The sequence below is a fragment of the Mycolicibacterium novocastrense genome, assembly GCF_001499835.1.
Lineage (GTDB): Bacteria > Actinomycetota > Actinomycetes > Mycobacteriales > Mycobacteriaceae > Mycobacterium > Mycobacterium novocastrense.
The window spans coordinates 1-25139 of record NZ_LQIH01000006.1; the positions used below are offsets into that span (position 1 = coordinate 1).

Annotated in this window: 24 protein-coding genes and 1 tRNA gene; 16 read left to right on the top strand and 9 right to left on the bottom strand. The window is 68.6% G+C overall.

All coding sequences use genetic code 11. The features are described from left to right. The 3 genes from AU072_RS06270 to AU072_RS06280 all read right to left on the bottom strand — a co-directional run. Positions 1-1028, bottom strand: a 1028-nt coding sequence (locus tag AU072_RS06270; protein ID WP_064412976.1) for a PP2C family protein-serine/threonine phosphatase, incomplete at its 3' end; no start/stop codon positions are given. Continuing rightward, complete coding sequence (locus AU072_RS06275) at positions 1025-1492, bottom strand: FHA domain-containing protein FhaB/FipA (protein ID WP_064394676.1); 468 nt, start codon at positions 1490-1492, stop codon at positions 1025-1027. The genes AU072_RS06275 and AU072_RS06270, both read right to left, overlap by 4 nt. Positions 1493-1619: 127 nt before the next feature. After that, positions 1620-3092, bottom strand: a complete 1473-nt coding sequence (locus AU072_RS06280) for an FhaA domain-containing protein (protein ID WP_064412977.1) — start codon at positions 3090-3092, stop codon at positions 1620-1622. A 249-nt stretch (positions 3093-3341) separates the two neighbouring features. Between AU072_RS06280 and AU072_RS06285 the strand changes: the two genes are divergently transcribed. The 5 genes from AU072_RS06285 (at position 3342) to AU072_RS06305 (ending at position 6848) form a co-directional block, all read left to right on the top strand. Continuing rightward, a tRNA-Leu gene (locus AU072_RS06285) sits at positions 3342-3424 on the top strand. Between the two features lie 114 nt (positions 3425-3538). Further along, positions 3539-4717 carry a DUF7373 family lipoprotein gene (locus AU072_RS06290; protein WP_064412978.1) on the top strand — a complete coding sequence of 393 codons (1179 nt, stop codon included), beginning with the start codon at positions 3539-3541 and terminating at the stop codon, positions 4715-4717. A 59-nt stretch (positions 4718-4776) separates the two neighbouring features. Further along, entirely contained in the window at positions 4777-5277 is a 501-nt protein-coding gene (locus AU072_RS06295; protein ID WP_064412979.1) for a pyridoxamine 5'-phosphate oxidase family protein, read from the top strand. A 4-nt stretch (positions 5278-5281) separates the two neighbouring features. Then, entirely contained in the window at positions 5282-5761 is a 480-nt protein-coding gene (locus tag AU072_RS06300) for a nitroreductase family deazaflavin-dependent oxidoreductase (RefSeq protein ID WP_064412980.1), read from the top strand. Between the two features lie 127 nt (positions 5762-5888). Continuing rightward, on the top strand, positions 5889-6848 hold the full coding sequence (locus AU072_RS06305) for a coiled-coil domain-containing protein (protein ID WP_064412981.1): 960 nt from the start codon (positions 5889-5891) through the stop codon (positions 6846-6848). Between the two features lie 50 nt (positions 6849-6898). On the opposite strand, the gene AU072_RS06310 is transcribed toward AU072_RS06305, so the two are convergent. The 4 genes from AU072_RS06310 to AU072_RS06325 are packed head-to-tail and all read right to left on the bottom strand — an operon-like array spanning position 6899 to position 9468. Beyond that, positions 6899-7702 (bottom strand): acyl-CoA thioesterase domain-containing protein, encoded by an 804-nt coding sequence (locus AU072_RS06310; protein ID WP_064412982.1) that lies wholly within the window; start codon positions 7700-7702, stop codon positions 6899-6901. A gap of 27 nt (positions 7703-7729) precedes the next feature. Further along, a complete protein-coding gene (locus AU072_RS06315) occupies positions 7730-8062 on the bottom strand; it encodes a GNAT family N-acetyltransferase (protein ID WP_064412983.1) in 333 nt (110 codons plus the stop codon). A 7-nt stretch (positions 8063-8069) separates the two neighbouring features. Continuing rightward, positions 8070-9035, bottom strand: a complete 966-nt coding sequence (locus tag AU072_RS06320; protein WP_064412984.1) for a pirin family protein — start codon at positions 9033-9035, stop codon at positions 8070-8072. Between the two features lie 16 nt (positions 9036-9051). Further along, positions 9052-9468: an EVE domain-containing protein gene (locus AU072_RS06325; protein ID WP_064412985.1), complete on the bottom strand. Its 417-nt coding sequence runs from the start codon at positions 9466-9468 to the stop codon at positions 9052-9054. Between the two features lie 96 nt (positions 9469-9564). Between AU072_RS06325 and AU072_RS06330 the strand changes: the two genes are divergently transcribed. Then, positions 9565-11133, top strand: coding sequence for an acyl-CoA carboxylase subunit beta (locus AU072_RS06330; protein WP_064412986.1), 1569 nt, complete (start codon positions 9565-9567; stop codon positions 11131-11133). Between the two features lie 186 nt (positions 11134-11319). Here AU072_RS06330 and AU072_RS06335 read toward each other — a convergent pair whose 3' ends face one another. After that, positions 11320-11610, bottom strand: coding sequence for a WhiB family transcriptional regulator (locus AU072_RS06335; RefSeq protein WP_064348537.1), 291 nt, complete (start codon positions 11608-11610; stop codon positions 11320-11322). A 309-nt stretch (positions 11611-11919) separates the two neighbouring features. Between AU072_RS06335 and AU072_RS06340 the strand changes: the two genes are divergently transcribed. Then, on the top strand, positions 11920-12651 hold the full coding sequence (locus AU072_RS06340; protein WP_064412987.1) for a helix-turn-helix domain-containing protein: 732 nt from the start codon (positions 11920-11922) through the stop codon (positions 12649-12651). Between the two features lie 9 nt (positions 12652-12660). Here the strand turns inward: AU072_RS06340 and AU072_RS06345 are convergent, their stop codons facing one another. After that, the gene (locus AU072_RS06345) at positions 12661-13974 is read right to left on the bottom strand and encodes a MinD/ParA family ATP-binding protein (RefSeq protein WP_064412988.1); all 1314 of its coding nucleotides are present in this window, start codon (positions 13972-13974) and stop codon (positions 12661-12663) included. Between the two features lie 503 nt (positions 13975-14477). On the opposite strand from AU072_RS06345, the gene AU072_RS06350 reads away from it, so the two are divergent. The 9 genes from AU072_RS06350 to AU072_RS06390 all read left to right on the top strand — a co-directional run bounded on the left by AU072_RS06350 (position 14478) and on the right by AU072_RS06390 (position 25090). Beyond that, positions 14478-14804: a type VII secretion target gene (locus AU072_RS06350; RefSeq protein ID WP_064412989.1), complete on the top strand. Its 327-nt coding sequence runs from the start codon at positions 14478-14480 to the stop codon at positions 14802-14804. Positions 14805-14860: 56 nt separating this feature from the next. Continuing rightward, positions 14861-15640, top strand: a complete 780-nt coding sequence (locus AU072_RS06355) for an ESX secretion-associated protein EspG (protein ID WP_120270967.1) — start codon at positions 14861-14863, stop codon at positions 15638-15640. Then, the gene (locus tag AU072_RS06360; protein ID WP_064412991.1) at positions 15633-16109 is read left to right on the top strand and encodes a hypothetical protein; all 477 of its coding nucleotides are present in this window, start codon (positions 15633-15635) and stop codon (positions 16107-16109) included. The genes AU072_RS06355 and AU072_RS06360 overlap by 8 nt, the downstream gene beginning before the upstream one ends. After that, positions 16102-17823: a type VII secretion AAA-ATPase EccA gene (gene eccA / locus AU072_RS06365; protein ID WP_064413114.1), complete on the top strand. Its 1722-nt coding sequence runs from the start codon at positions 16102-16104 to the stop codon at positions 17821-17823. The genes AU072_RS06360 and eccA overlap by 8 nt, the downstream gene beginning before the upstream one ends. 2 nt (positions 17824-17825) lie before the next feature. Continuing rightward, positions 17826-19301: a type VII secretion protein EccB gene (gene eccB / locus AU072_RS06370; RefSeq protein WP_064412992.1), complete on the top strand. Its 1476-nt coding sequence runs from the start codon at positions 17826-17828 to the stop codon at positions 19299-19301. Beyond that, positions 19298-21529, top strand: coding sequence for a type VII secretion protein EccCa (gene eccCa / locus AU072_RS06375; protein WP_064412993.1), 2232 nt, complete (start codon positions 19298-19300; stop codon positions 21527-21529). Before eccB ends, eccCa begins: the two co-directional genes overlap by 4 nt. Further along, complete coding sequence (gene eccCb, locus AU072_RS06380; RefSeq protein ID WP_064412994.1) at positions 21526-23283, top strand: type VII secretion protein EccCb; 1758 nt, start codon at positions 21526-21528, stop codon at positions 23281-23283. The genes eccCa and eccCb overlap by 4 nt, the downstream gene beginning before the upstream one ends. A gap of 167 nt (positions 23284-23450) precedes the next feature. Further along, entirely contained in the window at positions 23451-23744 is a 294-nt protein-coding gene (locus AU072_RS06385) for a PE family protein (RefSeq protein ID WP_064412995.1), read from the top strand. A gap of 47 nt (positions 23745-23791) precedes the next feature. Further along, a complete protein-coding gene (locus AU072_RS06390; protein ID WP_064412996.1) occupies positions 23792-25090 on the top strand; it encodes a PPE family protein in 1299 nt (432 codons plus the stop codon). Positions 25091-25139: the final 49 nt, after the last annotated feature.

The following is a 25139-nucleotide window of genomic DNA, read 5'->3' on the forward strand; positions in this document are numbered from 1 at the left end:
CCGGGCACACCTCGCATGATCGAGACGACGCCGTCGTGGGCGGTGACGTAGAAGTTGCTGCGGATGATCTCGCGGCCGACGGCCAGTCCGGCCAGGACGACCAGTACGACGAGGGCGGCGGCGATGAACATTCGCCGCCGCGACTTGGGCGGTCGCGGCGGTTCCTCCGGTTCCGGTAGCGCGCGCTTGGCTTCGTTGCGTCGCGGGTTGAAGGCCGACGCGCGACCGGCGGCGGTGTTGGGCGGCGGCTGGTCGTCATCACCGGATACCGCACCGGCGATGATCGGTTGGGTCTGGCCGTAGTCGTAGGCATTGTTGTCGATGACGTCGGCCACCACGACGGTGACGTTGTCGGGACCGCCGCCGCGAAGCGCCAATTCGATGAGCCGGTCGGCACTTTCGGCGACATCGGGGATCTGCAGCGCCTCGAGGATGGTGTCCTGGCTGACCGGGTCGGACAGGCCGTCAGAGCACAGCAGGTAACGGTCGCCTGCCCGCGCCTCGCGCATGATGAGGGTGGGTTCGACCTCGTGGCCGGTCAGTGCGCGCATGATCAACGACCGCTGCGGATGGCTGTGAGCCTCCTCGGCGGTGATGCGGCCCTCGTCGACGAGCGTCTGGACGAACGTGTCGTCCTTGGTGATCTGGGTCAGCTCCCCGTCGCGCAGCATGTAGCCGCGCGAGTCGCCGATGTGCACCAAGCCAAGTCGATTGCCCGCGAACAGAATTGCCGTCAACGTGGTGCCCATGCCCTCGAGCTCGGGGTCGGCTTCCACGTGGGCGGCGATCGCGGAGTTGCCCTCGCGCACCGCGGCGTCCAGCTTGCTCAGCAGGTCGCCGCCGGGTTCGTCGTCGTCGAGGTGGGCCAGCGCGGCGATCACCAGTTGAGAGGCCACCTCGCCCGCGGCGTGCCCGCCCATACCGTCGGCCAGCGCGAGCAGGCGGGCGCCGGCGTACACCGAGTCCTCGTTGTTCGCCCTGACCAGGCCGCGGTCGCTGCGCGCGGCGTATCGAAGCACCAGGGTCACGGGCGCAGCTCGATTACCGTCTTGCCGATCCGAACCGGCGTGCCTATCGGAACGCGTACCGCCGTCGTCACCTTCGCCCTGTCGAGGTATGTGCCGTTGGTCGATCCTAGGTCCTCGACGTACCATTCCGAACCTCGAGGCGACAGCCTCGCGTGGCGCGTCGAGGCGTAGTCGTCGGTGAGGACCAACGTCGAGTCGTCGGCCCGCCCGATCAGCACCGGCTGACTGCCGAGCGTGATACGGGTGCCGGCCAGCGCACCCTCGATGACCACCAGATGCCGGGCCACGTTACGGCGGGCTCGGTTGGGCAGCAGCGACGCGCGCAACGGCAGCCCGCGGCGGACCATGACGGCACCGGTCGGGGCGTAGAGATCCGTCCGCAGGATTCGCAGCACCGACCAGATGAACAGCCATAGCAGCAACAGGAATCCGACGCGCGTCAGTTGCAGTACCAACCCCTGCATCTGACGTCCTCTCCGTCTCCATCCCGTTGCACCGCCTCGGCAACGCAGCCAGCCTCGGCACCGTCACGATACTTGGACGGTTACCGACATGAGGGGGAAGCGACAGCTTCTCCGCCCCGCCAGGCGCTCAGTGCACGCGGACGATGATCTCGGAGTGCCCCAGCCGGATCACGTCGCCGTCCGCGAGCTGCCACTCCTGGACGGGCGCGTTGTTGACGGTGGTGCCGTTGGTGGAGTTCAGGTCGGACAACAGCGCGACCTGGCCGTCCCACCGGATCTCCAGATGCCGCCGGGACACCCCGGTGTCGGGCAGCCGGAACTGTGCGTCCTGACCGCGACCGATCACGTTGGTGCCCTCACGCAGCTGATAGGTGCGGCCACTGCCGTCGTCGAGCTGCAGCGTGACGGTCGCGCCACTCGTGCCGTAGTCGGCCTGGCCGTAGCCACCGCCGTAACCGGCCGGTTGACCGTAGTCGTAGCCGCCGCCTGCGGGCTCGGAGTAGCCCGGTTCGGCGTAGCCGGCGGGCGCGTCACCATAGCGGCCGTAGTCCGGCGGGGCGCCGTAGCCCTGGTCCTGACGACCGTACGGTTGGCCGCCGTAGCCGCCCTGGTCGGGGTAGCCACCCTGATCCGGGTAGCCGCCCTGATCCGGATAGGCGGGCCGGGGTTCGGGACGGCCCTCGGGACGGCCGTAACCGCCCTCCTCGTGGCGGCCGGGGGCCGGGGGACGACCGTAGTCGTAGTCGGGTGCGCCGTAGCCGGGCTGCCCGCCGGGTGGGGGACCGTAGCCGCCCGGGGCCTGGCGGTAACCCTGGTCGGGATAGCCGCCCTGCGGCGGGCCGTAACCGGCCGGGGGGCGCTGCTCGTATGACGGCGGCGGATAGCCCTGGTCGGGGTAGCCGCCCTGGTCCGGGTAACCACCTTGGTCGGGATAGCCACCCTGGTCGGGGTAACCGCCCTGGTCGGGGTAACCGCCCGGGCGCGGGGCGTAGGGGTCACCCTGCGGCGGGTAGCCGCCCTGCTCGGGCGGGGGGTACGGGCCGCGGTCGTCGGGGCGGCCGTAGCGATCGTCTTGCGGGCGGTCCTGCGGACGGTCATAGTACTCGTCGCCGGGTCTTCCCGGCCCCTGGCCGCCGCGGTAGGTCGGGTTGTCGCTCATCGGTGGTACTCCTGATTCTGCGCTGGACGCACGTACATGGGGTGGTGGTGCGGATTGGCCAGTGGTCGTGTCGGGATTGACCGCTCCACGCGCGCGAAACTGTCCGGTGTGCAGGGTGGGTGATTGTTCGAACCTGACGACCACATCACCATACGTTTGCCACCCCTGCTCACGGATGTATCCCTCCAAGTGCTTGGCAAAAGTCGCTGACGTGAGGTCTGGATCGGCGCTCACCTTCTGATAGTCAGGCACACTGAGGGTAATGACGTAGTCGTTCGGTGCCAAAACCTGACCGCCGAGCACTTCGCGCCCTCCGGTGTCGGCCTCCCGCCGAAGCACCGCCTCGACCTCCTGCGGGACGATCGAACCGCCGAACACCCGGGCGAAGGCATCACCGACCGTCGACTCGAGCTTGCGCTCGAAGCGGTCGACTAGACCCATGTCACCGCCCGCCTCACTCGGTCGTCATCCGTCGGCCCTGCTCACCGCGACGGGAGCCAGCGTGTCGGCTGGCCACATTGTTCACGTGCATGGTATCGGCCGAGCGCCCGACAGCGGGACCAACAGAACTCTGAGAATCGGATCGCCGCAGCTCAGGACCCCGGATCACGATCGGCCGAACGCCGCCAGGGGGCAGCCGGTACGGTTGGGGAGCCGGGTGTTGTGCGTGATAGGCTCCCCCGGTTGTTGGGGCGAGTGGCGGAATGGCAGACGCGCTGGCTTCAGGTGCCAGTGTCCTTCGGGACGTGGGGGTTCAAGTCCCCCTTCGCCCACAAAATGAAGACGAGCCACCGGATTTCGGTGGCTCGTCTCATTTCTATGACGTCCGCCGCGGCGTCGGCACGCCTGAATCTCCGGCCGACCCGGCGCGGGTACTTTCCACAGACATGCGGAACGCGATCCTTGCGCTCATCTCTGTCGTCGCGCTGCTTGCCACGGCGTGCACATCGACCATCGAGGGATCCGCGGTCAGGGCCGCCGGTGGGCCCGCGCTGGATTTCGACCGGTTGGACCCGGGCCGGTTTCCCACGGCGCCGCGGGATCCGCTGGGCGTCGCGGGTGACCCGATGCTCGGCGTCGTGCTCGAGGGCCAGCGACTGGCCAACCACGTCATCGGCCCGTGGGAGGTCGACGAGGCGCTGACGGAGTGGTTCGGCCTGGGCGCGATGGTGCTGCCCCGCGCCGAGGCGCTGGCCATGATCGGCCCGATGAACGTCGCCGCGGCGGCGGCCCGGCACGACTTCGTCACCGGTTTCGCCACGACGCGCACCGAGAAGAACAAGCAGATACTGCTCAACGCGGTGCTGCGCTTCGCCGACGAGCGCGCCGCCCAAGCCGCGGCCGACGACATGGGCGACGCGGTATCGCAGCCGCAGGGCACCGACGGGCCGTCACCGAAGCTGGAGATCCCCGGCCATCCCGAGGCGCGCGCCAGCAGTCACACCGGCACCGATCGCAACATCGGGAAATTCGGTGCGGTGCGGTCGTTCACCGCGCACGGACCCTACGTGTTGATGCAGCTGGCCCAGGCGACCGCCGGCATCGACGCCGCTGCCCGGCTGGTGACCGAGAGCCTCGACCTGCAGGCGCCGCAGATCGACAAGTTCCGCGCCACCGACCCCAGCGAGCTGGCCGACATCTCGATCGATCCGACCGGCCTGTTGGCCCGCACGCTCCCGCTCGACGGCCGCGACCCGACGTTCACCAAGGGCGGGACCTACGAACGGCGGGGCGCGCTGCACTTCCAGTCCGACCCGGTGCGCTCGGCCAAGCTGTTCTCCGACACCGGCGTCGACCTGGTCGCGATGGCAGGGACGACCGTCTACGAAACCGAGGACGGCGCAGGCGCCGAAGGTGTGGTCGAGGAGTTCGCCGAGGAGGTGTCGGCGACGGCCAAGCCGGCCAACCCGGTTCCGGATATGCCCGGCAGCCGCTGCCTGCGGACGAACGAGGGCGCCTTCTACTGCCTGGCCACCGCCGACCGGTACACCATCGAGACCAGTGCCCCGACTCTGCTTGCGGCCCAACAGATGACGGCCGCGCAGTACATCATGCTGATGAGCTAGCCACGCTCAACCCCATCCCGGTGGCGGTCGTCGCCCCCGCGACCTGACAAGATCGGGCCGTGGGCAAGAACGAACGCGCGAAGATCGTCATGTCCGATGACGAGGTCGCCGAATTCATCGAACGCAGTCGCACCGCCACGATGGCCACGGTGCTGCCCGACGGGCGGCCCCACCTGGTCGCGATGTGGTACGCCGTGCTCGACGGCGAGATCTGGTTCGAGACGAAGGCCAAGTCGCAGAAGGCGGTCAACCTGCGGCGCAACCCGACGGTCACGGTGATGATCGAGGACGGCCACACCTACGACACGCTGCGCGGCGTGTCCATCGACGGCAGGGCCGAGATCGTCGACGATCCGGAAACCGTTCTGCGCGTAGGTATCAGCGTCTGGGAGCGCTACACCGGACCGTACTCCGAGGACATGCGCCCGTTCGTCGACCAGATGATGAACAACCGCATCTGTGTACGGGTGGTGCCGCTGCGCACCCGCAGCTGGGACCATCGCAAGCTCGGTATGCCCGCGATGCCGCTGGGTGGCAGCACGGCGCAGTACCTAGGTTGATCCCATGGACCCGAACAACAAGCCCAAGCAGCTGAACTCGCCCGTCGTCACGAAGATCATGAAGTACGCCGGCAAAGCCCACGTGTGGGTGTACCGCCGCTCGGGCGGGAAGATCGGCGCGACGTGGCGGGTGGGCGCGGGTTTCAAGAAGCCCGTACCGACGCTGCTGCTCGAGCACATCGGGCGCAAATCCGGCAGACGGCTGGTGTCGCCGCTGGTGTACATCCACGACGGTGACGACGTGATCGTCGTGGCGTCCCAGGGTGGCCGCGACACCGATCCGCAGTGGTACCGCAACCTGGTGGCCAACCCCGAGGCCTACATCGAGATCGGTTCGGACCGCCGGGCCGTTCGCGCCGTGACCGCGACGCCCGAGCAAAAGGCGCGGTTGTGGCCGAAGCTGGTCGAGGCCTACGCCGACTTCGACACCTACCAGTCGTGGGCCGACCGCGAGATTCCGGTGGTCATCCTTCAGCCGCGCTGACGACACGCCGACTGCGATCCATCTCACACCCCGAAGGCGTTCGGCTTCACCCGCACACCGGGTAGCCAACTGGACAGGTGCACCCCAGCGCCGACCCAAACCGTCAACGCTTAAGGGGCGAAAATCTATGACTACCACCAAGACCACACTGATCGCGCAGTTGCGCACGATCCTTGACCTGACGCACACCGAGATCCAGGTCGCCGAGACCCGGATCGCACAGGCCCGTACCGAGGCGGTGCGTCGCGAACTGACGCAGAACGCCGAGAACGGCCGGATCCGCGCCGAGGCGATCGAGAAGGCGATCCGCGATCTCGGTGGCTTCCCCGACACGATCGGCCCGTTCCTGGGCCGCGCCGCCGCCGCGGTGAAGGCGCTCACCGAGCAGGCACAGCCGTTCGATGAGGCGCTGCTGGGCGACCTGGCGCTTGAGGATCAGCTGCTCGACCGCGCCCGGTACGTCAAGGCGCTCGCGGTCGCTGCCAAGGAACCGGCTGTCCAGGACCTCGCCGATCGCCTGATCACCGCGCATTCGGCGACGGTGAACTGGCTGACCACGGTGCTGGCCGAGGATGCACTCGGCGGCCCGGCCGCGCTGCAGCGCACGCCGCTGCAGGCTGCTGCGGGTACCGCGGTGAAGCTGGTCAACCTGCCGGGGCAGTGGTCGGCGCAGTCGGTCGAGCGGCTCGCGGAGCTGCTTCGGTCGGCCGGCCCGGCCGTCGATGACTTGCGCGAGCGTGCCCAGCGCGCCAGCGAGATCACCCTCAAGGCGCTCGGGGCGTCGCGCGACGGTGCCCTGCGCAGCGCGGAGAAGGTTGTCCGCCGCGAAGGTGCCGACGACGCGGCCGATGCGCTGCACAAGGCGCGCGCCCAGAGCGGTGTCGTCGACGCCGACGAGCTGCCGATCGCCGGGTACGACGACCTCAACCTCAGCGACGCGGTGGCCGCGGTGAAGGATCTCGACGATCCGTCCGACATCCGCACGATCATTGCCTACGAGGAGATGCACAAGAACCGCCAGCGGCTGGTGTCGGCGGCGCAGACGCGCCTGGCCGATATCGCTCAGGAGGTCGTTGGCATCAGCTGACCTTTTGGATGGCACCGGAAACACCCCGCGGGGTGTTTCTCATTGGCGGACTACATGCGGGGCGGGGTGAAGCCGGGGTTCGCCAGCGCGTTGGCCACGCCGCTGCCGATCGGCCCGAACTCGTCGACGATGGTCGCGGTGCCGGTGGCCACTCCGGCGTCGCTGAAGTGCGTCAGCGCGGCCAGCCCGAGATAGGGCCCCTTCGGCAGGCGCGACAACGTCAGGGTGTAGTCGGCGTTGATCCACTGCAGGCCGCTGGGCCCGAAATGGGTCAACGAGCTGACCATGTCGCCTGCCATCGCGGCGCGGGTGAACGGCGTCAGGTCCACGCCCGCCACCAGCGGCCGAAAGTCGCGGACCCACAAGTGTTTCGGACCCGAATGCTGCCAGTTCGCCAGGCCCTCGCCGGGCCCGGGTTCGCGCTCGTCCCGACCATAGGTCCACACCAGCGTCGACAGTTCGCGGGGGATGGGATCCGGTGTGGGCGGCGGCGCAGGCATCGTGACCGGCGACGTCCAGACCTCGTCTGCGGGTTGCTCTCCGCGGCGAAGGAACAGCGCGGTCGCCCGGGCGACGGTCGTGTCGCCCTGCGTCATCAGCGCATCGACCAGCTTGAGGCGGCGGCCCTGCCGGACGACGGCGGTCTCCACCCGGACCGCTGCCAGTGCGGCCGGGCGGAACAGGTCGACGGTCAGGCGGGCCGGCTGGAAATCCGGGTCGCCGGCATCGCGTTCGAGCACGTGCCCGAGCAGACCGCCGGCGTAGTTGCCGCTGATCGTCTGTCCCCACGGGCCCCGCGCCATCGGCGTGGGCACGAACGCATCACCATCCGGGGTGAAGAACGCCGTCGCCATCGCGAAGACGATAGCGGGGTAGTCGAACTAACGATTCGCCAGCCACTGCTCGACGTCGTCGGAAACCGGATCGACGACGTCGGAGAACTCGTCGTGCTTCTCGACGTAGGACGCCACCATCTTGCAGACGGGCACGATGCGCAGCCCGTCGTCGCGGGTCTTCTGCAACGCCTCCCCGATCAGGATCGTCGCCAGGCCGCGGCCCTCGAAGTCGCTGTCGACCTCGGTGTGGGTGAACACCCGCTGACAGTCTCGGTCGGCGAACTCGGCGATTCCGACGCTCTTGCCGTCGACGGAGATGGTGTAGCGGTCGGCTTCGGCGGTGACCTCGGTGGGCGCGCCGGTTTTGTCGGTCGTCATGGTGTCTCTATACCCCGGGGTTCCGCCGCGGACGCAATGTCGCGTTGGGCAGCGGGGGAGCGGGTAGCCGCGTCACGGCGCCGCGGTAGCCCTGCACGGCGCCGAACCGCTCGTCGCCGTCCTCCCACTGTCTGCGGTACGTCGCGATGTCGTCGTGGCTGCGGCCGACGAAGTTCCACCACATGACCAGTTCTTCGGGAAACGGCGGCCCGCCGAGCAGCACCAGCCGCGCGGGCCCGCTGCCGCGGTTTGCCAGATGCAACCTCTCGGCCCCGGCCGCCTGGAACGCCAGATCGGCGACCTCGAGCGCGGTGCCGTTGACGGCGACGTCGCCGTGATCGAGCAGGACGCCGTGCTCGAAAGTCGAATCGACCTCCAGCGTCACGTCCGCCCCGGGTTCGAGGTCGACCTGTGCGCCGAGCAGCGGTGTGAACGTCTCGACGGGGGAGCGCTGGGCCTCGAGCTCGCCGATGAACACCCTCAGCGTCGCGTCCCCGACTGCGTGCGGCGCAGGGACGAAGTGTTCGAAGCCGCGCGCGGTGTCGCGCGCCTCGTCGGGCAGAGCCACCCACAGCTGCACACCGTGCAGGATCGTGGTGGCGCTCGTCGACACCTCCGAGTGGCAGATACCCGCTCCGGCCGTCATCAGGTTGAGCTCGCCGGGCCGCACCAGCGCGTGAGCGCCGCCGCTGTCGCGGTGTTCGACCTCGCCGCTGAACAACCAGCTGACGGTCTGCAGCCCGGTGTGCGGATGGGGCGGCACATCCATTCCCGTCCCGCCGCGCACGTCGTGCGGACCGTAGTGGTCGGCGAAGCACCACGCACCGATCAGCGATCGCTCCCGCTGTGGCAGCGTCCGCCGCACCCGGATCGCCCGCGGCCCACCCAGCGGCACCTCCCGCGGATGCAGCACACCCGCGAACGGGACTGCCGCACAGGTGACTTCGGCAGGCGCCGGGTCGGTGTTGCTCATCACCTCACAGTAGGCCTCAACACGATCCCGTCATCGCCGAACGGATCACCTCCAGGTCGGCGTCGCCGATCTTGAACAACCCGAAGCGGAACTTGTACCCCCACCGCGACTTGTCCTCGATGAAGTCCAAGTGCTCGATGAGCGGACGGATCGGGGTTTGGGTGCACTCGAGGAAGTCGACGTTGCGCCGCCACCGTTCGGCCTCCGGTGCCGCGTCGAGGTAGGGCTCGTCGTCGGCGATCTGTCCGATCGCGGTGAACGCCTGCAGCGGCTCGCCGTCGGGGTAGATGGTGCGTGGGGAGTAGAAGACGACCCAATCGCCGCGCGCCATCCTGCGCAGCATCGTCGGTTTGCCGTGATTCGCCTGTGTGAAGCGGCCGCGGACGCCGAGTTCGACGTGGTCACGGCTCACTGTGTTGATCCAGTTCGTCATACCGGCACGCTAAGCGCGGCGGGCGACAGTTCTCGGTGCTGCGGGAAGCGCCTGTGGATAACTCGGGTCGACGGCTCGTGATTAGCATCGGACGCCGTGGGTGACGAGTCGGTGCGCGACGACCATGCCGAGCTCTTGCGGCGCCGCGAACTCACCGCGGACGCGTCGCGGCCGGATGCCGTCGCCAGGCGACACGAGGCGAACGCCAGGACCGCTCGGGAGAACATCGCCGACCTCGTCGACGAGGGCTCGTTCGTGGAGTACGGACGGTTCGCGATCGCGGCGCAGCGTCGCCGGCGCGATCTCGAGGACCTGATCGCGCGCACCCCCGCCGACGGTCTGGTCGCCGGGACGGCGCGGATCAACGGCGATCTGTTCGGTCCCGAGCGCAGCGCGTGCGCGGTGCTGTCCTACGACTACACGGTGTTGGCCGGCACGCAGGGCGCGCTGGGGCACCGCAAGAAGGACCGGTTGTTCGAGCTGATCGAGCGGATGCGGCTGCCGACGGTGTTCTTCGCCGAGGGCGGCGGCGGGCGGCCCGGCGACACCGACTATCCGGCGGTGTCCTCGCTCGATGCGCGTGCGTTCAAGCTGTGGGCGGCGCTGTCGGGCGTGGTGCCGCGCATCGCCGTCGTCCATGGCCGCTGCTTCGCGGGCAACGCCGTCATCGCCGGATGTTCGGACCTCATCGTGGCGACGGAGAACACGTCGATCGGTATGGGCGGGCCCGCGATGATCGCGGGCGGCGGGCTCGGTGAGGTGCCGCCCGACGAGGTGGGACCGATCAGCGTGCAGTCCCCCAACGGTGTGGTCGACGTCGTCGTTGCCGATGAGGCCGAAGCGGTCGCGGTGACGAAGCGGCTGCTCGGCTACTGTCAAGGCCCGACCGAACCGGGTCCGGTCGCGGACCAAACACGTTTGCGCACAGTCGTTCCCGAGCGTGCCCGCCGCGCTTACCAGGTTGCCCCGATCATCGAGACGCTGGCCGATGAGGGCACGGTGACGTTCCTGCGCACGAAGTTCGCACCGGAGATGGTGACGGCGCTGGGCCGCATCGGCGGCCGCGCGGTCGGGATCATCGCGAACAACACGATGGTGATGGCGGGCGCGATCACGGCCGCCGCCGCCGACAAGGCGGCCCGCTTTCTGCAGTTGTGCGATGCGTTCGGGCTACCCGTGCTCTCCCTGGTCGACTGCCCGGGCTACATGGTCGGTCCGGCGGCCGAGTCCGAGGCGCTGGTGCGCCGCGCGTCGCGGATGCTGGTGGCGGGCGCGGCGCTCGAGGTGCCGCTGATAGCGGTGATCCTGCGGCGGGGTTACGGACTGGGCGCGCAGGCCATGACCGGCGGCAGCCTGCACGAACCGGCGCTGACGGTGGCGTGGCCGGGGGCGCACCTGGGACCGATGGGACTGGAGGGCGCGGTCCGGCTGGGAATGCGCAAGGAACTGGAAGCGATCGCCGACGCGGACGAGCGTGAGGAACGGGTCCGGCAGGCGACGGCGGCCGCGCAGGAGAACGCCAAGGCGCTCAACGCCGCTGCGCTGTTCGAGATCGACGACGTGATCGACCCGGCCGAAACGCGCGACGTCGTGATCAATGCGCTGACCGCGGCCACGGCGCACGCGCCCCGCGGTCAGGGCCGACGGTTCGTCGACACCTGGTAGGGCAGAAGAAGGGGACGGTGCCGCCTGCGCCTCTCGGCGAGTGGTCGCTCGAAGCGACGATTGCGATTGGGGCCCGGGGCATGCCCGGCACCGTCGCGTCCATCAACCGCGCGCTCGCCAGAGATATTCCGGTTGACGGTCGAACCCGCCGCCGACCCCCCGATCCGGCGGCGGGCCGATCCGCCTTCAGGCCGATTCCGCGTAGAACCGGCGAGCCCGCACGGGGTGGCCGTGCTGTTCTGCCAACGACCGCAGCTGCCGCAGAGCAAACGTGCGGCCACGTCCCGCCTCGGGTACGAAGATCCCGGCCCACAGGCCCTCGGCGCGCGGTAGCTCGCAGGCCTCCCGGGCGCAGAGCCAGCGGCGGGGGCATGCGCGGCAAATGGCCTTCGCCTGCTCGTCGGCCGATGTGGTCCACCGCTCCGGATCCCGGGTGCAGGCACCGACGGGCGTCTCGTCCCATTCAGTCGTGTTCATTCGTGATGCTCCTCTGCGCTGTGTGCGGCCCGTCGGCTGCGATGCCGAAAACGTAGCGCACAAACCGTAGCGACGCAACAGTTACAGACCCCCGCGCTGTGCCGCGGGGACCCTGCAACGCGCTGACCAGCCGATAACGCGGCAGAACGCCCCTGGAAAGACGTAGCGCGGGCCGCCGCAGACGGGCTGGAACCGCAGCATCGATACGATTTTCCAGCCGCCACGCCGCCCCAAGCCGTAGCGCGCAACATAACGGGGGATACGATTACGGCGACTTCTCATCCCCGCCATCGAGGACCCGCCGCGCCCATGACCAATCCGGAGTCGATCGACGGATCGACCGAGGCGCTCGATCCCGGCATGGTTCGAGCGGGCGCGGCCGCCGCGGCCCGACGTCGCGAACTCAACATCAGCCAACGCAGCCTCGCGGCGGACGGCATCATCAACGCCGGTGCCCTGATCGCCTTCGAGAAGGGCCGAAGCTGGCCGCGGGAGCGGACTCGAGCAAAGCTCGAAGAGGTGCTGCGGTGGCCGCCCGGCACGATCGCCGGGCTCCGCCGGGGAGAACCGGTCGGCGAGGGGCAGCGGCCCGCGGAGACGCCGCGCAGCGACGAGGTGCCGTTGATCGCCGAGGCGGTGATCACCGCCGCGAGGACGTTCGACTCGGCCATCGCGGCGCTACCGGAATCCTCGGATCCCGAGTTCGGCGCGAAGGCGGCGAAGATCCTGGCCGACCTGCGTCAGCTGGAGGCAGTGGCGGCGCGGGCGGCGCGGATCGGCAGGGTGACTCCGCCGCTGATCAAGGCGTTGAGCGCGGTGCGTACGCGCTACGACGAGCTGATGCTGCGCGCGGCGCGATCCGCGGGCGCGACACTCGGTCAGCGCCTCTACGCCGCCCGACGCCGGGCGAACCTCACGATCGCCGAAACCGCCCAGGCGGCAGGGGTTTCCGACGACGACATCGCGCACGCCGAGGCAGGAGAGCAGATTCCCGCGGTGGCCGCCGAGGCGATCGCCGCACTGGTCGACGAGCTCAGTTGAGCCGGCGAATCAGTAGCGTTCGCGGCTGCGGTCGTCGCTGGTGGGGAAGTGCTCGGCCAGCGCGGCGGCGATCTCGAGAAACCGCCGCCGGGTCTTGGCAGACATCTCCGATGTCCCGTTGATGACACCGCCTGGTCGAAGATGCCCGTCGAACGGAACCTCGATGACTCTTTGACCCTGACCCGAAAACTGTTGGGCCAGAATCGAACGCGTGCGCTTGTCGGCGTGCCCGTCGGAGTCGTTGAGCACGATCACCGTGCGCTGCAGGAGTCGCGTCAGCCCCCGCGCGGCCAACCAGTCCAGTGTCTGGCCTGCCACGGCCGCGCCGTCGACCCACGGTGAGGACACCACGACCATGGCGTCCAGATCGCGAAGCACCTCCTGGGTGACCGGGGAGTCCATCGTCGAACTGCAGTCGATGATCGAGATCGTGAAGTAGCGGTCCAGCCGAGAGGTGGCTTCCCGGTAGATCGCCGGGTCGAGCACGCGGCGGCGCGCGGGCGTGCCTTCACCGGCGAGCACGAACAGCCCGGCGGCGTTGTTTCCGACTCGGCTGCGGACGTCGGCGAAGGTCTCCAGATGCTGGTCGGAGGCCAGTTCCCAGTACGAGCCCGGGGCCTTGGGGTCGACGCGGCTGCCCAGCTTGCCGAACGCGGTGTCGGCGTCGATCGCGACGACCCGGTCGTCCTGCCGTATCTCGGCGAATACGGAGCCGATGCTCGCCGAGACGGTCGTCTTACCGACCCCGCCCTTGCCCATCACGCCGATCTTGTAGTGACCCCGCAGCGCGCCGCGAATCTTCGCCTCCAACTCGGCCTGGCGCACCTCGTCCGGCCCCGGCCCGAGGTTCAGGTGTCCGAGGGTGGCGCGGTAGAGGGCGAACCGCCAGCCCCGGGTGGGCGCGGGCTTACGCGGAGGCACCAGTTCGTCGGGTCTGATCCGTTCGGCGTAGGAGCCCGTCGGTTGCGGGACTGCGGCCTGGCCTTGCGGGCCGGGTCCCGGCCAACCGGCAGTGGTCGGCTGGCCGGGCTGCTGCGGAGGGCGAGGCGGCGGCTGCTGCTGTCTGGTCGGATGGCCCCACATCCGTGGGTCGGGGCGCGGCGCAGCGGGCACCGGCCCGGTGTCGCGGAGCGAGTCCGGAGGCGGGCCGAATCGGGACGGCTGTTCGCGAAAACTGGCGCGCGGCGCCTCCGGATCCGGAAAACCCGGTGGCGGCGGCTGCGCCGGCTCGGGTTCGGACGCCGGTGGCGGCGGCTCCGGCTCGGACTCATCGGGGCTCGCCCAGCCGAGTTCTTTCCGCAATGCGTCATCGCGCTCGCTCAATGCGATCTCCTCAAAGAAGTTGTCGGTCGGTCCCCGGGCTCAAGTATCAACCACGGTCCCAGATACCCCTCGTCTGCTCTCTCAGCTAACACCGGCCGAGATTCGCGGGGACCCCTTCGCGAGCCGATGGTTGAGCGATCGAGCTGCGGTCGCACGCGCTTGCCGGGGGCAGCGGCTGCTCGCGGCTTCAGCACGGCCAAACGGTGACCAAGCGCATCAACACAGTTTGCTGCAAGCGGCATAGGTACGCTTATGCCGCTGGGATGGAACCCTGCACATTAACTGGGACGCTCTGTGCGCGGCCGTGGACGGACCCCGAGGAGCCGAAAATTGGTGACATTGGGGGTGCTCAACCGCTGGTACGCTAGCTCGCGGCGACGGGGCCTGCGTATTCGGTTCCGGCCTTGTGACGGGGTTCGCGGCAAAAGGCTCTCGGTCTGTGCGCAAACGGGCGGTGCCGGCAGATGCTTGTCACCGCACGACGAAGGGAAGGGTGAACGGCGATGTCCGATGACGATCTGCGGGTCTCCGCCGCGCACCTCGACGATCTGGCCGCCCGGCATGACCGCACGGCCACCGACGCGCTGGCGATGAGTCGTATCGCCGACCACCTGCCGGCGGCGATCGCGAACACCCACGGCACGATCGCGGCCCCGACCGCCGGTGCGCTCGATGCCGTCCTGACCTCGCGAGACCACGCGGGCGTCGCGGCCGCGGAATCGTCGACCGCGCTCTCCGGCGAGCTGACCGACGCCGCCGCCCGCTACGACCGGGCCGATGAGGCGGCGGCCTCGACGCTGAGCACCCAGATGCGGACGGATCAGCCGTGAGCGCAGAAGCCACGCACATCGACGACGTCGTGGGCGTCGAGGTGACCATCGACGGCATGCTGGTCATCACCGACCGGCTGGGCCTGATGGAATTCCCCACCGCGTTGGGTATCCGTCCCAACATCCCCCAGCCCGAACTGCGCGACCGCGTGTGGGACCAAGTCGCCCGCGACCTGTCCGCGCAGAGCGTACTCGACGTCTTCGGCCATCCGCACCCGGAGGTGGCGGCGATGGTCGACACATTGAGCCGGGCGGACCGCACGTTGGAGGCTCGCTGGTGGCGACGCGACGTCGGCGGCAAGCTGATCAGATTCGTGGTCTGTCGCAAGGGTGACCGCCATGTCGTCGCGGCCCGTGACGGCGACATGCTCGTATTGCAGCGAGTGGCTCCCCAGGTCGGTTTGGCCGGCATGGTGGCGGCGGTGCTGGGCACCGCCACACCGGGCGACGTCGAACCGCTGACGGGCGTGGCGAGCAAACTCGCCGCGTGCCGCGACGCAAACCAGATCGCCGCCTACGGAATCGGGCCCTCGTCGGCCCGCGCCTACGCCGAGATCATCGCCGACCCGGCGAGCTGGGCGGAGATCACCGCGATCGAGCGCCATCCCGGCGGCACGTTCACCCAAGCCGACGTCGCGGCGGGCGTGCTCGACTCCAAGTACGGGCGGATCGTGTCGATTCCCCGGCGGGTCAGCGGTGAACTGTACGGCAGCTTCCTGCCCGGCAGCACCGATAACCTGCAGCGCGCACTTGACGGATTGATCGAATTCCTGCCGTCGCGAACGTGGTTCGAGCACGCCACGCTCGATCCCGCGGAGGCTTCGCACGGTGGATGAGACGTCCGAACGCCATCCCGACGACGAGCGCGACGACTTGGCCGCGCTCGACTTCAGCCCGCCGGTCGTATCCGATGACTCCGTGCTCGACGCACTGGATGTCTACGGCCCGGTCGGAACCGGCGGCGCCGAACCCCCGGTGCCTGTCACCGTGACCAATCCGCCGGGAACCGTCTCCGTCAGCGCCTTCCTCGACGGCCGGATCAGTCGAATCGAGCTGTCGCCGAAGGCAAGCGGGCTGACGGAAGCCAAGCTCGCCGAAGAGGTCGTCGTCATCGCGGGGCTCGCCAGTCAAGACGCGAAGAGCACGCAGTACGTCAGCATGCTCGAGAGCATGCGCCAACAGGGCCACGACGACGCGGCGACCCGCGACTTCCTCGCCCGTGATCTCGGCCTTCCGAGCCCGCAACAAGCCCGCGCCGAGCGCACCCGCGTGTTCACGACAAGATATGCCGGTGACCATGACTGAGCACCTCTCCAGCCTGTTCGGAAGCGCGGTCGGCATGTTGGCCAGCACCCCCGCGCGCGCATTCGAGATCTTCACGGAGATCACCACTTTCGACGAATCGGCCTGTGATGCGTGGGTGGGCCGCATCCGTTGCGGCGACACCGACCGGGTCACGTTGTTCCGCGCGTGGTACTCGCGGGCCAACTTCGGTCAGCTCGCCGGCTCGGCCGAGATCTCGATGAACAGCCTCAACGCGCGGGTGCCGATCGGCGGGCCGTTCGGCGACATCACCTACCCGGTGAATTCGCCGCTGGCCATCACCATGGGTTTCGCCGCCAACGAGGCGTCGATCGGCAACTACGCCGACGCGATGGAGGCTCTCGAAGACGCCCCGGCCGCCGGGGCCGAGCACCTGGTGTCCTGGATCAAGGCCGTGATCTACGCCGCCGCCGAGCGCTGGACAGATGTGATCGAACAGGTCCGCGGCGCCGCAGCGTGGCCGGACAAGTTCCTCGCCGCGGCCGCCGGCGTGGCGCACGGCGTCGCGGCGGCCAACCTCGGGCTGTTCACCGAGGCCGAGCGACGGCTCACCGAGTCCAACTCCTCACCGGCGGGGGAGGCGTGTGCACCGGCCATCGCGTGGTTCCTGGCGATGACCCGCCGAAGCCAGGGCAACGAAGAGTCGGCGGTCGCGCTGCTGGAGTGGTTGCAGGCCACCCATCCCGACCCCAAAGTCGTTGAAGCACTCCGAGATCCGTCATACCGGCTCACCACGACGACCGCGGAGCTGATCGCCGCGCGCAGGGATCCGTGGGATCCGGGCAGCGTCGAGGCCGACACGACCGGTCGGGACCGGTTGCTCGCCGACGCGCAAGCCGAACTCGATCGTCAGATCGGGTTGACGCGGGTGAAGGAGCAGATCGAGGCCTACCGCGCCGCGACGCAGATGGCCAAGATCCGCGCGGCGCGCGGTATGAAGGTCGCGCAGACGTCGAAGCACATGATCTTCGCGGGACCGCCCGGCACGGGGAAGACAACGATCGCTCGCGTCGTCGCCAACATCCTGGCGGGCCTTGGCGTCACCGCCGAACCCAAACTCGTGGAATCCTCCCGCAAGGACTTCGTCGCCGAGTACGAAGGGCAGTCGGCCGTCAAGACCAGCCGCACCATCGACCGCGCCCTCGGTGGCGTGTTGTTCATCGACGAGGCCTACACCCTGGTGCAGGAACGCGACGGCCGTGCCGACCCGTTCGGCACCGAGGCGCTGGACACGCTGCTCGCCCGGATGGAGAACGACCGGGACAGGCTGGTGGTGATCATCGCCGGCTACAGCGCCGACATCGACCGCCTTCTGGAATCGAACGACGGTCTGCGCTCGCGATTCGCCACCCGTATCGAGTTCGACTCGTACACCCCCGACGAGATCGTCGAGATCGCCGAAGTCATTGCCCGCGCTAATGATTCGTCGTTGGATGAGCAGGCCGCCAAGCAGGTGCTCGAGGCCGCCACCCTGCTGAGCAGCCGCACACTGAACGGCAAACCCGCGCTCGACATCGCGGGCAACGGCCGCTACGCCCGCCAGCTGGTCGAGGCCGGCGAACAGAACCGTGACATGCGGCTGGCCCGTTCGCTCGACATCGACAGCCTCGGCGACGAACAACTCAGCGAGATCAACGGTGAGGACATGGCCGCCGCCATCGGCGCGGTGCACGCACGTCTGAGCATCGGCGACTAGACATGGCGGGATTCCGGCTCACCACCAAGGTGCAGGTCAGCGGTTGGCGCTTCCTGCTGCGCCGCGTCGAGCACGCGATCGTGCGCCGGGACACCCGGATGTTCGACGACCCGTTGCAGTTCTACAGCCGCGCCGTGTCCGCGGGCGTGGTCATCGCGGTGCTCATCTGCCTGGGCGCCGCCCTGCTGGCGTACTTCAAACCGCTCGGGAAGCAAGGGAACGACACGCTTCTCGTCGATCGCAGCACCAACCAGCTCTACGTGATGCTCCCGGGTAGCGGTCAGTTGCGGCCGGTGTACAACCTGACGTCGGCGCGACTCGTCCTCGGCAACGCCGGAACCCCGGTGGCGGTGAAATCCGACGAGTTGAACCGCATGCCGAAGGGGCAGTCGATCGGGATCCCCGGCGCGCCCTACGCAACGCCGGTCGGCGCCGCGAACTCGATGTGGACACTGTGCGACACCGTCACCAAGCCGCAGAGCGTGGCGCCGAACCTGGAGTCGTCGATCATCGTGCGGCCCCTGGTCGCCGATGCCTCGGTCGCCCCGATACGCCCCGACCAGGGCATGTTGGTCTCCTACGAGAACGACACCTGGCTGGTGACCGAAAGCGGCAGACACGACATCGATCTCGCTGATCGCGCGCTCACCTCGGCGGTCGGCATCCCGGTGACGGCGAGGGCGACGCCGATCTCGAGGGGCCTGTTCAACGCGCTTCCCAACGCGGGTCCGTGGCGTCTCCCCGACATCCCGTCCTTCGGGGCCCCCAATTCGGTCGGGCTGCCGCCCAACCTCGTGGTGGGCGCGGTGTTCAAGGCGTTGACCGAGGACGGTGAACAGCATTTCGTGGTGCTGCCCGACGGTGTCGCGCAGATCAACGACACCACCGCCGCTGCGCTGCGCGCGACGAATTCGTTCGGGCTCGTCACACCGCCGTCGGTGGAGGCCAGTGTGGTCGCGCGGATCCCCGAACACGTCTTCGCCTCACCACTACCCGACAGACCCTTGGAGATCCTGCTGCGTGAGGACGCCCCGACGTTGTGCTGGGCGTGGCAGCGCGAGCCCGGTGATCAGGCGCCGAAGACGACGGTGATCGCGGGGCGGCGACTGCCCATCCCACCATCGGCGATGGGCACCGGGATCAAGCAGATCGGCGGTGATGCAACGGTTTACATCGATGGCGGTCAGTACATCCAGTTGCAGTCGCCCGATCCGCGGTACGGCGAGAGCCTCTACTACATCGACCCCCAAGGTGTGCGGTACGGGCTGCCCAACGAGGACACCGGCAAGACGCTCGGGCTGACCGGTCCGACCACCGCGCCGTGGCAGGTGGTGGGACGTCTGGTGGACGGTCCGGTGCTGTCGCAAGAAGCGGCACTGATCGAACACGACACCCTGCCCCCGAACCCCAACCCGCGAAAGATCGGTGGCGACTCAACTGCGCAACCGGCCGCGGCCCCGTCCGGAGGCGGCGGATGACCACCAAAAAGTTCACCCCGATCATCAAGCGCGGACCGCGGCTGACACCGGGTGAGATCAACGTCGCACCGCCCGAAGACCTGGGCGTCGAGATCCCGCCATCGGGCATCCAGAAGGCGCTGCCGTGGGTGATGGGCGGCGGCATGCTCGGCATGATCGCGATCATGATCTTCACCGGCATCCGGCAACTCTCGCCGTACATGCTGATGATGCCGTTGATGATGATCATGGCGACCGTCGGGTTCATGGCAGGGGGCGGCCCCGGCGGCAAACGCGTTCCCGAAATCAATGCCGACCGTAAGGAATATCTCCGCTACCTGGCCGGGCTCCGCACGCGGGTCACCTCGTCGGCGGCCGCTCAGGTGACGTTCTTCAACTATCACGCGCCGCACCCAGAGGATCTGCTGTCGCTCATCGGTGGCAACCGCCAGTGGTCCCGGCAGACCAACGCCGACTTCTTCGCCGCGACCCGAATCGGACTGGGCACGGAGCCTGCGGTCGACCGACTGCTCAAGCCCGCGGTCGGCGGAGAACTGGCGGGTCCGCAGGGCACGCCGCAGCCGCACCTGGAACCCGTGAGCCACATGTGGGTGACGAAGTTCCTGCGCACCCACGGACTCATCCATGACTGCCCGAAACTCCTGCAGCTGCGCACGTTTCCGACCATCGCCATCGGCGGCGATCCCGACGGCGCGGCGGGTCTGCTCACGGCCATGGTCTGTCATCTCGCGGTGTTCCACCCGCCGGACCTCCTGCAGATGCGGGTGCTCATCGACAATCCCGAAGACCCGAACTGGTCCTGGCTCAAGTGGTTACCGCATCTGCAGCATCAGACCGACACGGACGCCGCGGGTCCCACCCGCATGATCTTCACCCGGCCCGACGGCCTGAGCGACCTGACCGCACGCGGCCCCCACACCGCCGATGCGGCGCCGAGCGGACCCTATGTCGTCGTCTTCGACCTCACGGGCGGCAAGGCCGGCTTCCCGGTCGACGGCCGGGCCGGCGTCACCGTCATCACGCTCGGCAACCACCGAGGATCGGCGTACCGCATCCGCGTGGCGGCCGACGGCACCGCCGACGATCGGCTGCCCAATCAGACCTTCCGGCCGATCACCTCGAGGGTCGACCACTTGACGTCGGACCAGGCCGCCCGCATCGCGCGCAAGCTGGCGGGTTGGTCGATCACCGGCACGATCATCGACAAGAGCGTCCGCGTGCACAAGAAGGTCGCCACCGAATGGCATCAACTGGTCGGGGCACAGTCGATCGAGGAGGTGACCCCGGCACGGTGGCGCATGTTCAGCGACACCGACCGCGACCGGTTGCGCATCCCATTCGGCCATGAACTCAAGACCGGCGACATCATGTACCTCGACATCAAGGAGGGCGCCGAGTTCGGCGCCGGCCCGCACGGGATGCTCATCGGCACAACGGGTTCCGGGAAGTCGGAGTTCCTTCGCACCCTGATCCTCTCGCTGGCCGCCACCCACCACCCCGACCAGGTGAACCTGCTGCTCACCGACTTCAAGGGCGGCTCGACATTCCTTGGTATGGAAAAGCTGCCGCACACCGCCGCCGTCGTGACGAACATGGAAGAGGAAGCCGAGCTGGTCAGCCGCATGGGCGAGGTGCTCAGCGGCGAACTGGACCGCAGGCAGTCCATCCTGCGCCAGGCCGGTATGCAGGTCGGCGCGGCCGGTGCGCTGTCCGGCGTCGCCGAGTACGAGAAGCATCGCGAACGCGGCGCCGACCTGCCGCCGCTGCCAACCCTTTTCGTCGTCGTCGACGAGTTCGCCGAGCTGCTGCAGAACCATCCCGACTTCATCGCACTGTTCGATCGGATCTGCCGGGTGGGCCGCTCGCTGCGGGTGCACCTGCTGTTGGCGACGCAGTCGCTGAACACCGGCGGTGTGCGCATCGACAAGCTCGAACCCAACCTCACGTACCGGATCGCGTTGCGCACGACCAGTTCCGCCGAATCGAAAGCCGTGATCGGCACACCGGAGGCGCAGTACATCACGAACAAAGAGAGCGGCGTGGGCTTCCTTCGCGTCGGCATGGAGGACCCGGTCAAGTTCCACAGCGTCTACACCGGCGTCAACTATGTCCCCACATCGGGGCGACAGGACGACGGGGAAGTCAGGCCGCAGGCCAGACGGCCGAGCCGGCCGCGGATCCGTCCTTTCACCGCGGCGCCGATCCCGGAGACGGCGGTGAGGTCATGAGCATCGAACCGGACCAGCGGGTGCTCCGCGAGGTGGTGCTGGACCAGCTCACCACCGGCGAAACCCGCGCCTATCGGATGTGGTTGCCGCCGTTGGCCGATCCGACACCGGTCAACGAACTGATCGCCAACGACCACCAGCGCCAGCCGCTGCGCTTCGGCCTGGGCATCATGGACGAACCGCGCCGGCACCGCCAGGAGGTGTGGGGCATCGACACCTCGTCGGCCGGCGGCAACATCGCCGTCGGCGGTGCACCACAGACCGGCAAGTCCACCTTCCTGCAGACGCTGATCCTGTCGGCGGCCGCGACGCATACGCCCCGGCAGGTCCAGTTCTACTGTGTCGACCTCGGCGGCGGCGGGCTGCTCTACCTCGAGGACCTGCCGCATGTCGGCGGCGTCGCGACACGCTCGGAGCCCGACCGGGTCAACCGGGTCGTCGCCGAGATGAAAGGCGTTCTGCGGCAACGCGAAGCGATGTTCAAACAGTACCGCGTCGGATCGATGGCGGCGTATCGCGAGATGCGCGACGATGCGAACCACCCGTTGGCGGCCGATCCGTTCGGCGACGTGTTCCTGGTCATCGACGGGTGGCCGGCGTTCGTCGCGGAGTTCGGCGACCTCGAGGCCGTCGTGCAGGATCTCGCCGGCCAGGGCCTGCAATTCGGTGTGCACACGGTGATCTCCACGCCGCGCTGGACCGAGCTCAAAGCACGCGTGCGCGACTACCTGGGCACGAAGATCGAGTTCCGGTTGGGCGATGTCAATGAGACCCAGATCGACCGCATCACCCGCGAGATACCGGCCAACCGACCGGGCCGTGCGGTGTCGATGGAGAAGCACCACTTGATGATCGGGGTGCCCCGCCTCGACGGTGTGCACAGCGCCGACAACCTCGTCACCGCCATGTCCGACGCGGTTCAGGTGATCGCAGCGCGGCACACCGACCAGGCGCCCAAGGTGCGCGTCCTGCCCGAGCGCATCTACCTGCACCACCTGGATCCCAACCCGCCCGGCCCGGACGCCGACTACCGCACCCGGTGGACGATCCCGCTGGGACTGCGCGAATCCGACATGGGTGTCGCCTACAACCAGATGCACACCACTCCGCACATGTTGATCTTCGGTGGCCCCAAGTCGGGTAAGACCCGGATCGCACATGCTGTCGCACAAGCGATTTGCGCTCGCAACAGCCCGGACCAAGTTCGGTTCATGCTGGCCGACTACCGGTCCGGTCTGCTCGACGCGGTGCCGCAGTCGCATCTGCTGGCAGCGGGCGCCATCAACCGCAACAACGCGAGCCTGGAAGAGGCGATCAAGGCGTTCGCCATCAACCTGCAGCGCCGCCTTCCGCCTGCGGACCTCACCACGGCCCAGTTGCGCGCCCGGTCCTGGTGGAGCGGGCCGGATGTCGTGCTGCTGGTCGACGACTGGCACATGATCGTCGCCGCCAGCGGTGTGGTGCCGCCGATGGCTCCGTTGTTCCCGCTGTTGCCCGCGGCCGCCGATATCGGCCTGCACATCATCGTCACCTGCCAGATGAGTCAGGCGCACCGCGCCACCATGGACAAGTTCGTCGGAGCCGCGTACGGCGCCGGATCTCCGACGCTGTTCTTGTCGGGGGAGAAACAGGAGTTTCCCTCGAGTGAGGTCCGGCTCAAGCGCCGTCCCCCCGGCCAGGGATTTCTGGTCTCACCGGATGGGAAGGAGGTCATCCAGGCGGCTTATGTGGACCCCCCAGAAGAAGTTGTGTAAAGAGCACCCCCGGACCGCCCTTAAGATGATTCGAGACGCGCCAGCAAATTCAGTGGCGATGCGATAGCAAAGAGGTCGGGGGACCGGTTCCTGGCTGGCGGACAGCGGTGTCCGAGTGTGCACAAGTTCATACGCATTGAATTCATGACCGACGAGGAGATCTGCAAATGGAACCGTTGATGCACAATCCCGGCGCCGTGGGAGTCGGGGCACAGGTGGTGGCTAACGGCACCCGGGGCCTCGCCGCGGGAACGACGGCGGGTGCCGCGGTGACCGCGCTGGTACCGGCCGGTGCCGACGAAGTGTCGGCGCAGGCGGCGGTCGCGTTCGCCGCCGAGGGCGTGGAAACGCTGGCAATGAACACGGTCGCCCAGGAAGAGTTGGCTCGAATGGGCGCGGCCGTGATCGAGAGCGCCGGAATCTACACCGCCGCGGACGGCGCCAACGCCGCGACGTTCTGATCGCGGCAACCACCCCTTTATTCGACGGACCAGGGAAGACCTAGACGATGTTCTGGCATGCCATGCCGCCAGAATTCAACACCGCCCGGTTGATGGCCGGCGCCGGAGCGGCGCCGATGCTGCAGGCCGCCGCGGGGTGGGAGGCGTTGGCGATCTCGCTGGAGACGCAGGCCGACGAACTGGCCGCGAGCCTGGTTTCCCTGACCTCGGTATGGAGCGGTGCGGCCAGTGAGCGGGTCGTGGCCGCCACGATGCCGATGGTCGCGTGGCTGCGGACCGTGTCCGCCCAGGCCCAGAAGCGCGCGCTGCAGGCGACCGCGCAGGCCAACTCCTACAGCCTCGCGATGGCCACCACGCCACCGCTCGCCGAGATCGAGCAGAACCACATCACCCACGCGGTCCTCGAAGCCACCAACTTCCTCGGCGTCAACACGGTCCCGATCGGCATCAACGAGTTCGACTACTTCGTCAGGATGTGGAACCAGGCGGCCGGGGCGATGGACGTCTACCAGGCCGAGACCGCCCTGAACCTGCTCTTCGAACCGATCATGCCACCGAAGCCGATCGTCATTCCCGGTGTGGCCGCCGCAGGCGCGGCCGTCGCGGTCGGGCACGCGGCGGCGTCGGCGCCGATGACCGCCATGCGTAACGCCGTGATCGCCCAGGTGGGTGTGCAGGCCTCGATGGAGTCGGCGGTGCTGCAGGGAGGACGCGCGACCGCGCAGATCGGCATGTCGGCCCAGCAGGCCCAGGGGCAGGTCCAGAAATCGGAGAACCTCGCCCAGCGGGCGGCGAGCCCCAATCAGATGACACAGCAGGGCATGCAGATGGGCGTGCAGATGGCGTCGCAGCTGGGCTCGACGCTGGCGCAGGTGCCGCAGCAGGGCATGCAGATGGTCATGCAGCCGGTGCAGCAGATGACCCAGCCGTTGCAGCAGGTCACGTCGCTGTTCACCCAGCTCGGCAGCAGTCTGGGCAGCGAGAAGACGCAGGTGGGTCTGGTCGGGGCCAGCCCGCTGTCGAATCATCCGCTCGCGGGCGGTTCCGGTGCGACCTCCGGCGCCGGCCTCGTGCGTGCCGCGTCGCTGCCCGGTGCCGGCGGGACGATGGCCCGCACCCCGTTGATGGCCGAACTCATCGGCCAGCCGACCACGGCGTCCGGCGGCGCGGGCGGCGCGGCAGGCGGAAACGGCGCGGGTCTCGCACCGGTCGGCGCAGGCGGTGGCGGTACCGGACCGATGGGGCACATGGGCCAGCGGGCAAGCAGCGGTGGCAGCAGGAACGGGTTGACGGCGCCGCGGGTCCTACCCCAGGACCTCGGCGAAGACGAGGACGACGACTGGTGATCGTCCACCAAGACTTCCCGGTCACCCGACCGGAAAGACTCGCCATCGA

Excerpts from the sequence above, each read along its gene's own strand:
- AU072_RS06275 (WP_064394676.1), bottom strand. The coding sequence starts at position 1,492 with ATGCAGGGGTTGGTACTGCAACTGACGCGCGTCGGATTCCTGTTGCTG.
- AU072_RS06280 (WP_064412977.1), bottom strand. The coding sequence starts at position 3,092 with ATGGGTCTAGTCGACCGCTTCGAGCGCAAGCTCGAGTCGACGGTCGGT.
- AU072_RS06290 (WP_064412978.1), top strand. The coding sequence starts at position 3,539 with ATGCGGAACGCGATCCTTGCGCTCATCTCTGTCGTCGCGCTGCTTGCC.
- AU072_RS06300 (WP_064412980.1), top strand. The coding sequence starts at position 5,282 with ATGGACCCGAACAACAAGCCCAAGCAGCTGAACTCGCCCGTCGTCACG.
- AU072_RS06305 (WP_064412981.1), top strand. The coding sequence starts at position 5,889 with ATGACTACCACCAAGACCACACTGATCGCGCAGTTGCGCACGATCCTT.
- AU072_RS06310 (WP_064412982.1), bottom strand. The coding sequence starts at position 7,702 with ATGGCGACGGCGTTCTTCACCCCGGATGGTGATGCGTTCGTGCCCACG.
- AU072_RS06315 (WP_064412983.1), bottom strand. The coding sequence starts at position 8,062 with ATGACGACCGACAAAACCGGCGCGCCCACCGAGGTCACCGCCGAAGCC.
- AU072_RS06320 (WP_064412984.1), bottom strand. The coding sequence starts at position 9,035 with ATGAGCAACACCGACCCGGCGCCTGCCGAAGTCACCTGTGCGGCAGTC.
- AU072_RS06325 (WP_064412985.1), bottom strand. The coding sequence starts at position 9,468 with ATGACGAACTGGATCAACACAGTGAGCCGTGACCACGTCGAACTCGGC.
- AU072_RS06335 (WP_064348537.1), bottom strand. The coding sequence starts at position 11,610 with ATGAACACGACTGAATGGGACGAGACGCCCGTCGGTGCCTGCACCCGG.
- AU072_RS06340 (WP_064412987.1), top strand. The coding sequence starts at position 11,920 with ATGACCAATCCGGAGTCGATCGACGGATCGACCGAGGCGCTCGATCCC.
- AU072_RS06350 (WP_064412989.1), top strand. The coding sequence starts at position 14,478 with ATGTCCGATGACGATCTGCGGGTCTCCGCCGCGCACCTCGACGATCTG.
- AU072_RS06355 (WP_120270967.1), top strand. The coding sequence starts at position 14,861 with ATGCTGGTCATCACCGACCGGCTGGGCCTGATGGAATTCCCCACCGCG.
- eccA (WP_064413114.1), top strand. The coding sequence starts at position 16,102 with ATGACTGAGCACCTCTCCAGCCTGTTCGGAAGCGCGGTCGGCATGTTG.
- eccB (WP_064412992.1), top strand. The coding sequence starts at position 17,826 with ATGGCGGGATTCCGGCTCACCACCAAGGTGCAGGTCAGCGGTTGGCGC.
- eccCa (WP_064412993.1), top strand. The coding sequence starts at position 19,298 with ATGACCACCAAAAAGTTCACCCCGATCATCAAGCGCGGACCGCGGCTG.
- eccCb (WP_064412994.1), top strand. The coding sequence starts at position 21,526 with ATGAGCATCGAACCGGACCAGCGGGTGCTCCGCGAGGTGGTGCTGGAC.
- AU072_RS06385 (WP_064412995.1), top strand. The coding sequence starts at position 23,451 with ATGGAACCGTTGATGCACAATCCCGGCGCCGTGGGAGTCGGGGCACAG.
- AU072_RS06390 (WP_064412996.1), top strand. The coding sequence starts at position 23,792 with ATGTTCTGGCATGCCATGCCGCCAGAATTCAACACCGCCCGGTTGATG.